The sequence below is a fragment of the Acinetobacter sp. 197 genome (assembly GCF_048148385.1).
In the GTDB taxonomy this organism is placed as follows: domain Bacteria; phylum Pseudomonadota; class Gammaproteobacteria; order Pseudomonadales; family Moraxellaceae; genus Acinetobacter; species Acinetobacter pecorum.
In genome coordinates this window covers 1-14,035 of the sequence record NZ_JAYWZK010000012.1, presented here as the reverse complement: position 1 = coordinate 14,035, position 14,035 = coordinate 1, and the positions used below count along the sequence as shown (strand labels likewise).

Sequence of the window (14,035 nt, the reverse complement as noted above, 5' to 3'; positions counted from 1 at the left end):
CCCAAACAGGTCGCTTTTTTATTTGAAGAAAATGGTGAGGTTAAGCGCTGGCTTTGATCTTGGGGAATCTAAATGCAATCGCCGCAATCGCAAAAATGGCCAGAATCCAGCAATAGTACACACCACCAATCAGTTCAACCGGTGAGATTTTTGCAATAGAACAGGCCAGTAGTAACTGTGCGCCATAGGGAATCAACCCTTGCACCACACAGGAGAAAATATCCATCAGTGCCGCAGAACGCTTGGGATCTACACCGTATTCTTTGGCAACTTCACGTGCCATATCTCCAGACAGAATAATCGCCACGGTATTATTGGCCACAAAAATATTCGAAAATACTACCAAGAAGCTGATCCCGATTTCGCCAGCACGTTGCTGACCGACTTTAAACAGACGGGTCAGGCTATAAATACGCTCGATCAGCCAGCGTAAACCGCCTTCACGTTGCATGATCGCCGACAGGCCACCCAGGAACATGGACAATAATGCCACTTCAAACATGCCGACAAAGCCATCATAAATTGAAGTATTCAGTTTGAGCAGATCAAATTCAGCTGTGGCAAACAGGCCAAACAAGCCGGAAAGTAGTACCCCAATGGTCAGCACAGCCAGAACGTGTAAACGGCTAAAGGCTAAAATAAATACGGCGATATAAGGTAAGACCAGAAGCCAGTTGAAGTCCTTGTATTCCACTGCATTGCTACTACCGCTACTCAACACGTAAATCAAAATAGTCACGATTGAGGCAGGAACCGCAATCCAGACATTGACTCTGAATTTGTCACGCAGTTGTACGCCCTGACTGGTCGTTGCAGCAATGGTGGTATCCGAGATCATTGAAAGATTGTCACCGAACATGGCACCACCAACGACCGCACCAACCGCATAAACTACATTGATCTCGGTGACCTCGGCAAATCCAAAAGCGATCGGCGCACAGGCTGCAATGGTGCCCATGGAGGTACCCATAGCCGTGGCAATAAAGGCCGAGATCACAAACAGCATCGGCAGAATAAATGTGGGTGGAATCACCGACAAGCCCATCTGCACAGTGGCATCCACACTGCCAATGGCACTACTGACGCTGGCAAAGGCACCGGCCAGCATAAACACCATAAACATCAGGATTAAGTTCGGATGACTGGCACCTCTGATGAATTCCTCAATGCCTTGGTTAAGTTTACCGCGATACACTAATGCAGCCAAGATAATCGCAGGCAGGGCAGCCACAGGCGCTTTCACCTGATAGAACGCGAACTCGGTTCCGATCAGGGAATGATAGATTCCGCTACCCAAAAATATGGTTAAAAATACAATAAGCGGCAGCAGTGCAATGGCGCGTGCCTGCACTGTCGCCTCAGAATCAGTCTGCATAGGAGATAAAAAAGTAAGAGAATAGGACTAGTATAAAGCAGGTTTTGCAATTTCAGAAAACTTTATATGAATGCGCTAACATCTGCATTTTTATTAATTTTTATATGATAAAAATAAGTTTATCTAAATATTCAAGATTTTAGGTAATAGCAAAATTAGGCATCTTTGATCATTGTGAAAAAAATCAAAATAATCGTAAATAGACCCTTCCGAATTGTTTTGAAATCTTCGCACAGGAAATGAAGTACTCGAGGTCGGTATCGCAGACTGTTCATTGGACAAAAAATAGCGTTACAATGCGATGTCTTGTATTTCTACATAGTCAATGCCTCAAGTTTGAAACACGTTAAGGAAAATATCACCCTATGTCACGTTTAGCCGCCCGATTTGCACAACTTAAATCTCAACAGCGTAAAGCTTTAGTTTCTTATGTAATGGCTGGTGATCCGCATCCAGAAATTACGGTGCCTTTGTTGCATGAGATGGTGGATGCGGGTGTCGACGTGATTGAGCTGGGACTTCCTTTCTCAGACCCGATGGCAGATGGACCGGTGATTGCGCTGGCGGCTGAACGTGCTCTGGCTGGTGGGACCAATACACTGGATGCACTGCATATGGTGAAAGAATTTCGCTTGAAAGACCGCGAAACACCAGTGGTGCTGATGGGTTATCTGAATCCGGTTGAAGTAATTGGCTATGAAAAGTTTGTGGCTTATGCCTATGAATGTGGAGTAGACGGCGTACTACTGGTGGACTTACCGCCAGAAGAAGCAAAAAGTCTGGGTGAAGTACTGGAAAAATATGACATGGATCAGATTTTCCTGCTGGCACCAACTTCAACCGATGCACGTATTCAACATGTAGCAAAACAGGCCAGCGGCTTTATTTACTATGTGTCACTGAAAGGCGTGACCGGTGCAGCAACTTTAGATGTTTCTGAAGCTGCTGCACGCATTCAAAAGATTAAAGCTGTGACTGATGTTCCTGTAGGCGTAGGTTTCGGTATCAGTGATGCTGCATCTGCGAAAGCGATGGGTGTTGCTGCCGATGCAGTTATTGTGGGTAGTGCGTTTGTAAAGCAGTTTGCAACGCTCGCACCAGAACAAGCCGTTATTGCAACGGTGAATAAAGTCAAGGAGCTTCGAGCAGCGCTCGATGAGTTAGTATGAGTCAACAACTGAAATCAGGCAAAATTCTGAGCCCATCGACCCCATGGACGGAGCGCACTGTTCCGGGCATTCAGGTACCCGATGAGCAAACGGCATATAAAGCGACATTTACCGAGCCTACGATTGAGTGCCCTGAATGTCATGCATTGGTGACCCGTACTGCCATGTCATTCAATGCCTATGTCTGTCCGCAATGTGATGAACATTTGCGTATGAAAGCCCGTGAGCGTCTGAACTGGTTCTTTGACCAGGTACAAACAGAGCTGGGTCAGGAATTTGTAGCCAAAGATCCACTGAAATTTGTCGATAGCAAAGCCTATCCAGACCGTATGGCTGAAGCGCAAAAGAAAACCGGTGAAACTGAAGCACTGGTCGTGATTCAAGGTTTGCTGAAAGGCGTACCGATGATTGCCTGTGCGTTTGAATTCGACTTCATGGGCGGTTCGATGGGTACAGTAGTGGGTGACCGCTTTGTTCAGGCGGCAGAACGTGCGATTGAAACCCGTCAGCCCCTGATCTGTTTTGCTGCTTCTGGTGGTGCACGTATGCAGGAAGGCATGTTGTCCCTGATGCAAATGGCGCGTACTTCGGCTGCGATCCAGCGTTTAAAAGAAGCAGGTCTGCCTTATGTGGTCGTACTGACTCATCCGGTATACGGTGGTGTAACTGCCTCATTGGCAATGTTGGGTGATGTACATCTTGCCGAACCGAAAGCGATGATTGGCTTTGCCGGTAAACGTGTGATCGAACAGACCGTACGTGAAAAACTGGAAGAACCGTTCCAGCGCGCGGAATATTTGCTTGATCATGGGGTAATCGATCAGATTGTTCACCGTCACGCATTACGTGATACAGTTTATCGTATCGTTACGAAGTTGATGAATTTGCATTGAACACAGCACCCTTAGCAACAGATTCTTTAAATACATGGCTCGATTATTGGAGCCATGTTCACGTTACGGGTATTGATTTAGGTCTGGAACGTGTCATTCCGGTGGCTGAAAAGCTGGGCGTGACATCTCCAGAGGCCAAAGTGCTGACGGTGGCAGGAACCAATGGTAAGGGTTCAACCACTACCACACTGGCCGCGATTCTGAATGCGCAAGGCTTCAAGGTCGGGCTGTATCAATCTCCACATGTGTATCGCTTTAATGAACGCGTGAAATTACGCGGCATTGAGGTGGAAGATCAGTTGCTGATTGATGCTTTTGTTCAGGTCGATCAGGCTCGTCGCGAATGCGGTTTGAGCCTGTCTTTCTTTGAAGCCACCACACTGGCCGCCTTTGTGATTTTTAAAGATCAGTGCTGTGATGTCTGGGTACTGGAAGTCGGCCTGGGCGGCCGTCTGGATGTGGTCAATGTGGTCAATCCCGATGTTGCGGTAATTACCAATATTGGTCTGGATCATACCGACTGGCTTGGTGACACCATCGAGAAAATTGCTTTTGAAAAGGCCGGAATTATCCGCCCGGATATTCCCGTGGTATTTGGTGGACAGCAACAGATCCCGCAAGCCATTCTGGATACATCCCAAGAATGCAATGCGCCCTTGTATGCAATCAACCGGGATTATTTTTATGAAGCGTTTGAAGATGGCCAAAGCTGGGCTTTTGCTTCTTCGGGTACAACCTTAAAATTCCCAACAGGATCGCTGGCGCTGGATAATATTTCTACCGCCGTGGCCGCCATCCTGCTGAGCGGATTAAACGTCAGCCAGCAGGCAATTGCACAAGGCATTCAAACGGCAAAATTGCCGGGACGGTTTGAAATCCGTCAAATCCAGAATAAAACCGTGATTTTTGATGCCGGGCATAACCCGCATGGGGTCGAATTTCTGCTGAAACAGTTGCGAAGTTATTTAAATTATAATCAAAAATATAATGAAGTTATTTGCGTATTTTCAATGCTGGCAGATAAAGATATAAATTCTGTCGCCAAGTTATTGAAAGACACAGTTCAATTGTGGAAAATTGCACCATTATCCGTTCCGCGTGCGGCAGAGGTCACAGTTTTGGCTGATGCTTTAAGCGGTGAGGCGGTAGAACAATTTGACAATGTAAAATTAGCTTTTAAATCAGCACTGGATCAAACAGATAATAATCAGCTGATTTTGGTATGTGGATCATTTCATACCTTAGAAGCGGTATGGGAGTATTTGGAAGAATGTCAATGAATAACAAACAGCGCTGGATGGGCGGTGTTGTTTTACTCGGTGGTGGTGTTTTATTGGCAGCATTACTCCTGAAAGGCCAAGATGAAATCAATCATGACCGTCAGCAAAATCCGGCACAGGCTGCGGAAGTTGAAAATAAAGAGACAGGCAATCATTCGCTCGGTTCTTTGACGGTCGATGTGGAAACAGAAAAGCGTTTACTTGAACAGCAACGTCGTGACCGGGAAAAATCGGTTGCAGAGCAGGAAGCACGTGCAGCCGAATTTTTAGCGATGCAACAGCAGGCTGAAGCAGATGCTGCGCGTAAAGCGGCTGAAGAATATGCTGCCCTGAATGCACACCGTATGGGACAACAAAGTTCCGATAATATTCCGCCAGAACTGGTGGAAGACGAACAGGCCAAGCAGAAACGTCTGGCTGAAGAAAAAGCACTGCAAGAAAAAAAGTTAGCCCAGCAGCAGCTGGACCAACAAAAAGCCAATAGTTCTACTGATGCAGCCAAGAAAGAAGCAGAGCGTAAAGTGGCTGAAAGCAAAGCTGTAGAAGAAAAACGCAAGTTAGAGCAGCAGCAAAAAGCCGAAGCAGAACGTAAGGTGGCTGAAACAAAACGTAAAGCCGAGGAAGAGCGTAAAGCGACTGAAAAGAAAGAAGCTGAACGTAAAGCTGCCGAGGAAAAACGTAAAGCCGACGAAAAGCGTAAAGCTGAAGAAGCCAAGAAGAAAGCAGAAGCTGAACAGGCACGTAAACTTCTGGAAGGAGAAGAGGACAAGCAATGGATGGTGCAGGTGGCACTGGCTGCGAATGAAGCCAATGCAGATGCGGTGGCAGCCAAGCTGCGTGCCAAAGGTTACAAGGTCACCAAAAGTCCTACTTCTAAAGGCATACGTATCATGGTTGGACCCTCTAAAGACCGTGATACTGCAGACGCACTCCGCAAGAAAATCGCGTCTGATGCCAGCCTGAACATGAAATCAGCCTGGGTGAATGACTGGGTGCCGCTAGATAAGCGTTAATTCTCTTACTTAACCGAAGTTTCTGTAGATGGATTCGTGAGTTGCTCGCGAATCCATCTTACATTTTCAGGGATAAATAATTTTTCAATATTGCGCCAAATGGAATGAAAGCCATAACCGCCATGCTTCATTTCCCGTACTGCGTCTTCAATGCGCCAGTTCTGGAAAATAATCCGGTACATGGCCACACTGGCACCGGTACGGTCTGAACCGTGATAACAATGCAGTAAAACTTTTTGGTTGTTTTGTTGTGCTTGCTGGATCAGTAACATAACTTTCAATAAATCTTCCCGATCAAGTGCCCAAGTATGGATGGGTACATGATGCAGCTGAAATTTTTCATTGCTTAAAATGATGCTGTCTTGATCCCGTGAACGTAAATTAATAACCACATCGATGTGATGCTGTTTTAATAAAGAAATAAGTTCGGATGAAGGCTGTTCACTACGATAGACAAAATTACTGATTTGATGAAAATTATATTCCTGATGAATTGCCTTTCCCCAATGCTGAGGACGTTCATGCGCAGGCAGGGCGGGCGTGGTCACACAACCTGTGGTCAGGAGGTAGCCACTCATCATGATTGGAAATATACAGATTTTCATACAAACCCTGATTGTTGTTTTTGTCCCTTAAAGTTTAAAGTGAATACGAGATTTTGAATATAAAAAAGCCTATTCGAAGACAGGCTTTATAGTGATAGTTCTCTTATTTTTTATGATAGCGCTTTTAATTTTGCTCAGGCTGCGGCGTAAGCCTTAAATAAGGCGTTACCGCAGTATAACCTTTAGGGAAGCGTTGCTTAATCTCGTCCTCATCTTTTAATGAAGGAACGATCACGACATCCTCACCCTGCTGCCAGTTTGCTGGCGTGGCCACTTTATGTTTATCGGTGAGTTGCAGGGAGTCTATGACACGCAAGATTTCATGGAAATTACGCCCTGTCGATGCAGGGTAGGTAATAATTAAACGGACTTTTTTGTTGGGATCGATGACCACTAAAGAACGAACTGTTAGCGTTTCGCTGGCATTCGGATGGATGAAGTCATACAGCTCGGAGACTTTACGATCCTGATCGGCAATAATTGGGAAATTGACTGTGGTATTCTGGGTTTCATTGATGTCTTTAATCCAGCCATGATGTGATTCAACATCATCGACCGACAGGGCAATCGCTTTCACGCCACGTTTTGCGAACTCGTCTTTCAGTTTTGCGGTATAGCCAAGTTCAGTCGTACATACTGGTGTATAGTCGGCAGGGTGTGAAAATAAAATGCCCCAGCTATCGCCCAGAAAATCATAAAAATTAATCAGGCCTTCACTGGATTGCTGTTCAAAATTCGGTGCGGTATCGCCTAGACGTAAACTCATCTTTTTGCCTCAATTGGTTTTTTAATGGAGAGATAAGATTTAATATGACCCAATATTTATATAATTAAAAATAGTGTTTTTATCTTTCTTTATGAATAAACTGCATAAGCAAGATATCCATCTATCCAGAAGTGCAAAAATCAGTCAATTAATTGACTATGTTGCACAGGGAAAATTTGCTACATTACTTTGCCTTAGATCTTAGGGCTAGAACTAAGGATCAGATTTTTTTAGCGGTTTTACAGCAAAACCCTTGTAGTTCAAATTTCTAGCACCATAATAACGACTAAGAACATATTCATTTGACAAGCAAGATTTAGAGAGTCTATTCATGTTGGCAAGTCTGATCGGAGGAATCTTCGGTACCAAAAATGAGCGCGAACTCAAACGCATGCGTAAAATCGTAGACAAGATTAATGCGCTCGAGCCGACGATATCATCCCTGAGCGATGCAGACTTATCTGCAAAAACTGAAGAATTCAAACAACGATATAATAAGGGTGAAACCCTTGATAAATTACTTCCTGAAGCATTTGCAGTCTGTCGTGAAGCCGCTAAGCGAGTGATGGGTATGCGTCATTATGACGTGCAGCTGATCGGCGGTATTACCTTGCATGAAGGCAAAATCGCAGAGATGCGTACCGGTGAGGGTAAAACCCTGATGGGTACTTTGGCCTGCTATCTGAATGCCATCAGTGGTCAAGGTGTGCATGTCATTACCGTGAACGATTATCTGGCACAGCGTGATGCCGAGTTAAACCGTCCATTATTTGAATTTTTGGGTTTAAGCATCGGTATCATTTATTCCATGCAAAATCCGATGGAAAAAGCTGAAGCTTATCGTGCCGATATTACTTACGGTACCAATAACGAATTCGGTTTTGACTACCTGCGTGACAATATGGTGTTCTCGCTGGCCGAGAAAAAGCAGCGTGGTCTGATCTATGCCATTATCGATGAGGTCGATTCGATCCTGATTGATGAAGCACGTACCCCGCTGATTATTTCTGGTCAAAGTGAAGACTCTTCGCAGCTTTATGCAGCCATTAATAATATTCCACCAAAGTTAAAACCACAGACAGAAGAAAAAGTGCCGGACGGTGGTCACTTCTGGATTGATGAAAAACAGCGTTCAGTTGAAATTACTGAAGTAGGCTTTGAAACCATTGAAAGTGAACTGATTGAAATGGGCCTGCTGGCTGAAGGTGAGAGCCTGTATTCAGCGGCGAACCTGAACCTGTTACATCATGTCACTGCAGCGATTCGCGCCCATTATCTTTATCAACGCAATGTGCAATACATCATTAACGATGGTGAAGTGATTATTGTCGATGAAAATACCGGTCGTACCATGCCGGGACGTCGTTGGTCTGAAGGTTTGCATCAAGCCGTAGAAGCCAAAGAAGGACTGGAAATCCAGCCGGAAAACCAGACTCTGGCAACCACAACCTTCCAGAACTATTTCCGTCTGTATAAAAAACTGTCCGGTATGACCGGTACTGCTGATACTGAAGCAGCGGAAATGAAAGAAATTTATGGTCTGGATGTGGTGCTGATTCCGACGCACCGTCCAATGATCCGGGATGACCAGAACGATTTGATTTATCTAAATCGTGAAGGAAAATATAACGCCATTATTCAAGAAATTCAGCGTGTGCATGAAGCAGGTGTTGCGCCAATTCTGATTGGTACAGCCACCATTGAAGCGTCTGAAATCCTTTCGGACAAGCTAAAAGCAGCTGGCATTGAACATGAAGTGCTAAATGCCAAGCAGCATGAGCGTGAAGCCGATATTATTGCCCAGGCGGGTGCACCACGTGCTGTAACCATTGCTACCAACATGGCCGGTCGTGGTACCGACATTTTGCTCGGTGGTAACTGGAAAGCATTACTGGCGAAAATTGAAAACCCGACTCCTGAAGATGAAGCGCGTCTGAAAGCAGAATGGGAGGTCAATCATCAGGCAGTGCTGGATTCGGGCGGTTTGCATATTATCGGTTCCGAACGTCATGAATCACGCCGTATCGATAACCAGTTGCGTGGCCGTGCCGGCCGTCAGGGTGACCCTGGTGTATCGCGCTTCTACCTGTCACTGGAAGACGACCTGATGCGTATCTTTGCCGGTGATCGCGTAGTCGGTATGATGCGTGCCATGGGCTTACAGGAAGATGAAGCCATTGAGCACAAGATGGTATCTCGGTCGATTGAAAATGCCCAGCGTAAAGTGGAAGCACGTAACTTTGACATTCGTAAGAACCTGTTGAAATACGATGACGTCAATAACGAACAGCGTAAGATTATTTATAGCCAACGTGATGACATCCTGGCGGAAAGCTCATTGCAGGATTATATTGAAGAAATGATCCGTGAAGTGATGCAGGGTGTGATCGCCAATTATATTCCACCTGAATCGATTCATGACCAGTGGGATATTGAAGGGCTGGAACTGGCGTTGCGTGAAGACCTGTCAATAGATATTCCTGTCGGACAATGGCTGGAACAGGACCGTCGTCTGGATGAAGAAGCTTTGGTCGAGCGTATTACAGATGAAGTGCTGAATCGCTACCGTTCACGTCGTGAGCAAATGGGTGAAGAATCTGCAGCATCCCTAGAACGTCACTTTATGCTGAATTCTCTGGACCGTCACTGGAAAGAACATCTGGCGGCTATGGACTACTTGCGTCAGGGGATTCATTTACGTGGTTATGCACAGAAGAATCCAGAGCAGGAATACAAAAAAGAAGCTTATAACCTGTTTGTGAACATGCTCGGTACGATTAAGTCCGATGTAGTGACAGATCTGTCGCGTATCCACGTACCGACCCCTGAAGAACTGGCCCAAATGGAAGCACAGCAACAGGCACAGGCTGAGGCAATGCGTTTGCAGCTATCTCATCAGGAATTTGACGGCTTGCTTGCAGGTGAACATGAGATGGATACCGAACAGAATGCTCAGGCGAATCCTGTAGCGCCAGTCTTTGAAGCGCCGGCAAGTCGTAATGCACCTTGCCCGTGTGGTTCAGGCCTGAAATACAAACAGTGTCATGGCAAGATCTAAACTGGATTAGAAATCAGAGCCGCATGGCTCTGATTTTTTTATGTATGAAGATTTTTCAGAAATTGAATACTGTTTGCAGTCTTAGGAATTAAATGCTATTTAATGGCTGATTCAACACCTCAAAGTGGAAGAACCTGAATGAAAAAAGTATTAAAAACGCTCATGATTGCTGCTTTGGCAATGCCTGTATTAAGTTTTGCACAGACTCCATCTACGACAACACTGGATAAAGTTGAGCAAGCGGTGGGTACGACCACTGCCCAAGTGCAACGCACGGATACACAAGTGACGGTAGTCAGTCCACGTACGGGGATCAGTTATACCTTTGCCAATCAGAATCGTCCGATTGTATTGCAGACTGCTGCAATTGTAGCGGCCAATGCAGCAAATGCAGACCGGATTGTTGCCACAAATCCGGCCCTTTCAAGCGTAAGTCAGCAACAGGCCAAACAGGCTTTATTGAATCAAGCTGGACAAATTGCACAAAACTAAGAACATCTCATTAAAAAATATAAAAAACCAGTCTTGATGACTGGTTTTTTATTGTGAAAATCTATAATAAATCTTAGGCGGGCTCTGGCTTTGGCTCGATTTTTTATTGCAGATCAACTAAGCTGTATTTTTCTGAAACTTCAAGATTGGATTTTAAAATGGCAGTTGGTGACGTATCTATGCCACAGATGCATGTGGTGAAAGGGGTTAAAATTGGTTCGGCTGAAGCCTATGTACGCTATCAGAACCGACGTGACCTGGTGATATTTGAACTGGCTGCCGGCTCCAATGTTGCAGGGGTATTTACCCAGAATGCCTTCTGCGCGGCCCCGGTGCATGTGTCAAAAGCACATTTAAAGATAGGCAATCCACGGTATCTCGTCATTAATACCGGTAATGCCAATGCGGGTACTGGCCCGACAGGTATGGTAAATGCAGAAGCGACCTGTGCCAAACTGGCCGAGCTGGCCGGAGTAAAACCTGAAGAAGTATTACCGTTTTCAACAGGTGTGATTGGCGAGCAGTTGCCAATGGAACGTTTGCTCAGTGGATTACAGCCAGCCCTGGATTCATTGCGTGATGATGCCTGGATGGATGCAGCGACAGGAATTATGACCACGGATACCACACCGAAAGGTGCATCCGAACAGTTCGAACTGGATGGTATTACTTATACCATGACAGGTATTTCCAAGGGTGCCGGCATGATTCGTCCAAATATGGCGACCATGTTGGGCTATGTGGCCACAGATGCGCCGATCAGCCGTGAACTGGTACAGCAGCTTTTGTCTGAGACAGTAAACCAGTCATTTAACCGTATTACGATTGACGGTGATACTTCAACCAATGACTCCTGTATCTTGATCGCTACAGGTCAGGCAGGTGGTGTCGAAATTAATTCGATTGAAGATTCGCGTTATGCAGCGGTGCGAGAAGTACTGATGCGTATCATGAAACGCCTTGCACAACTGATCGTGCGTGATGGTGAAGGTGCAACCAAATTTATTACCGTCACAGTCGAGGGGGGTGCCAATACCCAGGAATGCTGTGATGTAGCCTATAGCATTGCCCATTCACCTCTAGTTAAAACTGCGATCTTTGCTTCTGATCCAAACTGGGGGCGTATTCTGGCTGCGATTGGTTATGCCAGTGTAGTAAATTTAGACGTTGCAAAAATTCAGGTTTGGTTAGATGATGTACAAATCTGCAAAGATGGTGGTGCAGCAGCAGATTATACCGAAGCGGCAGGTGCACGTGTCATGGCACAAGCTGAAATGACGATTCGTGTTGATCTTGGACGGGGTGAAGCAAAAGATACGGTCTATACCTGTGACTTATCTTATGATTATGTAAAAATCAATGCAGATTATCGTTCATAATCCAGATTGTTTTGAAAGCCTCCATTGCGGGGCTTTTTTTATACTTAATGATTTTTAATGACTGGTCAAAAATAGCATATCGCCAGAGATGACCGGGATGTAGGGTGAAAGGTTCATTGAATAATGAACCATGAGGGTAGAGTAAGAGTTGTTATGAATGATGCGACTAAATTAATAGCGAATGAAGCTAAATCGATTGTGCAGGCGCATTTAGATCGTTTAGGAGATCCCAAAGAGCATCAGATCAGTGCACAAGCCAAACAGGAAAAATTTGCCCAGATTCAGACCGAGCTGGAAAAACAGAATGCGGTTTTAGTCGCGCATTATTATTGTGATCCTGAAGTGCAGGAGCTGGCCGAACTTACAGGTGGTTGTGTTTCGGATTCACTAGAAATGGCACGTTTTGGTCGCGATCACCCAGCATCGACGCTTGTGGTAGCAGGTGTGAAATTTATGGGTGAAACTTCAAAAATCCTTTCACCTGAAAAAACGGTACTCATGCCTACTCTGGAAGCCACCTGTTCGCTAGATCTGGGCTGTCCTGTAGATGAGTTTAGCAAGTTCTGTGATGCTCATCCTGATCATACTGTAGTGGTCTATGCCAATACTTCTGCTGCGGTGAAAGCACGTGCCGATTGGGTGGTCACCTCAAGTTGTGCAGTGGAAATTATTGAGCATCTGGACAGTCTGGGTGAAAAAATTATATGGGCACCGGATCAGCATCTGGGACGTTATATTCAGAACAAAACCGGAGCTGACATGCTGCTTTGGGACGGGGCTTGTATCGTACATGAAGAATTCCGCTCCCGCGGTATTGCTAGTATGAAAGCTTTATATCCAGATGCGGCAGTTTTGGTACATCCGGAATCACCCATGTCCGTGGTAGAAATTGCAGATGCAGTTGGGAGTACTTCGCAACTGATCAAGGCAGCCCAAACTTTACCGCACAAGCGATTAATTGTGGCAACAGACCGTGGCATCTTCTATAAAATGCAGCAAGCTGTCCCGGATAAGATCCTGATTGAGGCTCCAACCGCTGGAGAAGGAGCAACATGTCGTTCCTGTGCACATTGTCCTTGGATGGCAATGAACGAACTTGATGGAATTTTGCAGGTTTTGCAGCATCGTGATCAGGAGATTCATGTGGACCCCACTTTAGCTCAGCGAGCCAAATTACCCCTAGATCGAATGTTAGATTTTAGCGCCAGCTTAAAACGCTAGAAATTTGTATAAAAAATGTCTGAAATGCTTGATAAATAAACGCTTGAAGTGTTTTTTCGATTTTTTTTAAATATAGGTGTTGACGTCTCAGGGCGTCACGCCTAGAATGCACACCGTACCGAACGAGATGTTCGATACAAAAGCTGAGATGAATCGGAGCATAGCACAGCCTGGTAGTGCACCTGGTTTGGGACCAGGGGGTCGTAGGTTCGAATCCTACTGCTCCGACCAATTCTTCAAGGCAAATGATGTTAGCATCAGTAAAGCGCTTGTAGCTCAGTTGGATAGAGCATCCGCCTTCTAAGCGGATGGTCACAGGTTCGAATCCTGTCAGGCGCGCCATTTGGTGGCTTGATATTAAGAACTAAATGTGATAATGGTGGATGTAGCTCAGTTGGTAGAGCCCTGGATTGTGATTCCAGTTGTCGCGGGTTCGAATCCCGTCATTCACCCCAACTTTTAAAGTTGAATTCGGAGCATAGCACAGCCTGGTAGTGCACCTGGTTTGGGACCAGGGGGTCGTAGGTTCGAATCCTACTGCTCCGACCATCTCCTTCAAGATGGTCGAGATAAAAGATACCGCGTTAAGCGGTTTTTTTATGCCTGAAATCTATGTTTGGCTTAAAGTGAGTAAGGATAAGTATTTGGGGTTAAAAATAACTAATCAATTATCTGGTTATTAAAGTTATTAAAATAATATTTCCTCATTCCTCATTCCTCATTCCTCATTCCTCATTCCTCATTCCTCATTCCTCATTCCTCATTCCTCATTCCTCATTCCTCA

The 14,035-nt window shown here is 45.4% G+C and carries 11 protein-coding genes and 4 tRNA genes; 12 read left to right on the top strand and 3 right to left on the bottom strand.

The window, feature by feature from the left end; translation table 11 throughout:
• Nucleotides 1-40: 40 nt before the first annotated feature.
• A complete protein-coding gene (locus tag VXQ11_RS12280) occupies nt 41-1,375 on the bottom strand; it encodes a Na+/H+ antiporter NhaC family protein (protein WP_064095193.1) in 1,335 nt (444 codons plus the stop codon).
• Between the two features lie 365 nt (nt 1,376-1,740).
• Here VXQ11_RS12280 and trpA point away from each other — a divergent pair, with 365 nt between their 5' ends.
• Genes trpA through VXQ11_RS12260 form a run of 4 tightly spaced genes read left to right on the top strand, consistent with a single transcriptional unit; the run spans nt 1,741 to nt 5,730 of the window.
• Nucleotides 1,741-2,544: a tryptophan synthase subunit alpha gene (gene trpA, locus VXQ11_RS12275; RefSeq protein ID WP_064095192.1), complete on the top strand. Its 804-nt coding sequence runs from the start codon at nt 1,741-1,743 to the stop codon at nt 2,542-2,544.
• Complete coding sequence (gene accD / locus VXQ11_RS12270; RefSeq protein WP_064095191.1) at nt 2,541-3,437, top strand: acetyl-CoA carboxylase, carboxyltransferase subunit beta; 897 nt, start codon at nt 2,541-2,543, stop codon at nt 3,435-3,437. The genes trpA and accD overlap by 4 nt, the downstream gene beginning before the upstream one ends.
• Entirely contained in the window at nt 3,434-4,717 is a 1,284-nt protein-coding gene (folC, locus tag VXQ11_RS12265) for a bifunctional tetrahydrofolate synthase/dihydrofolate synthase (protein WP_416681914.1), read from the top strand. The genes accD and folC overlap by 4 nt, the downstream gene beginning before the upstream one ends.
• Complete coding sequence (locus tag VXQ11_RS12260; RefSeq protein WP_416706148.1) at nt 4,714-5,730, top strand: SPOR domain-containing protein; 1,017 nt, start codon at nt 4,714-4,716, stop codon at nt 5,728-5,730. Before folC ends, VXQ11_RS12260 begins: the two co-directional genes overlap by 4 nt.
• Before the next feature lie 5 nt (nt 5,731-5,735).
• On the opposite strand, the gene VXQ11_RS12255 is transcribed toward VXQ11_RS12260, so the two are convergent.
• Both VXQ11_RS12255 and VXQ11_RS12250 read right to left on the bottom strand, forming a co-directional pair.
• Nucleotides 5,736-6,335: a dual specificity protein phosphatase family protein gene (locus tag VXQ11_RS12255; protein ID WP_416706147.1), complete on the bottom strand. Its 600-nt coding sequence runs from the start codon at nt 6,333-6,335 to the stop codon at nt 5,736-5,738.
• 124 nt (nt 6,336-6,459) lie between these two features.
• Nucleotides 6,460-7,101 (bottom strand): peroxiredoxin, encoded by a 642-nt coding sequence (locus tag VXQ11_RS12250; protein ID WP_064095187.1) that lies wholly within the window; start codon nt 7,099-7,101, stop codon nt 6,460-6,462.
• Between the two features lie 331 nt (nt 7,102-7,432).
• Between VXQ11_RS12250 and secA the strand changes: the two genes are divergently transcribed.
• The 8 genes from secA (at nt 7,433) to VXQ11_RS12210 (ending at nt 13,800) form a co-directional block, all read left to right on the top strand.
• The gene (gene secA / locus VXQ11_RS12245; protein ID WP_416706146.1) at nt 7,433-10,159 is read left to right on the top strand and encodes a preprotein translocase subunit SecA; all 2,727 of its coding nucleotides are present in this window, start codon (nt 7,433-7,435) and stop codon (nt 10,157-10,159) included.
• A 138-nt stretch (nt 10,160-10,297) separates the two neighbouring features.
• Nucleotides 10,298-10,651, top strand: a complete 354-nt coding sequence (locus VXQ11_RS12240; RefSeq protein WP_416706145.1) for a hypothetical protein — start codon at nt 10,298-10,300, stop codon at nt 10,649-10,651.
• A gap of 158 nt (nt 10,652-10,809) precedes the next feature.
• Nucleotides 10,810-12,030 carry a bifunctional glutamate N-acetyltransferase/amino-acid acetyltransferase ArgJ gene (argJ, locus tag VXQ11_RS12235; protein ID WP_416681924.1) on the top strand — a complete coding sequence of 407 codons (1,221 nt, stop codon included), beginning with the start codon at nt 10,810-10,812 and terminating at the stop codon, nt 12,028-12,030.
• Nucleotides 12,031-12,183: 153 nt separating this feature from the next.
• A complete protein-coding gene (gene nadA / locus VXQ11_RS12230; RefSeq protein WP_416706144.1) occupies nt 12,184-13,251 on the top strand; it encodes a quinolinate synthase NadA in 1,068 nt (355 codons plus the stop codon).
• A gap of 154 nt (nt 13,252-13,405) precedes the next feature.
• A tRNA-Pro gene (locus VXQ11_RS12225) sits at nt 13,406-13,482 on the top strand.
• Between the two features lie 34 nt (nt 13,483-13,516).
• Nucleotides 13,517-13,593, top strand: a tRNA-Arg gene (locus tag VXQ11_RS12220).
• 37 nt (nt 13,594-13,630) lie between these two features.
• A tRNA-His gene (locus tag VXQ11_RS12215) sits at nt 13,631-13,706 on the top strand.
• Between the two features lie 17 nt (nt 13,707-13,723).
• Nucleotides 13,724-13,800 (top strand) — tRNA-Pro (locus VXQ11_RS12210).
• Nucleotides 13,801-14,035: the final 235 nt, after the last annotated feature.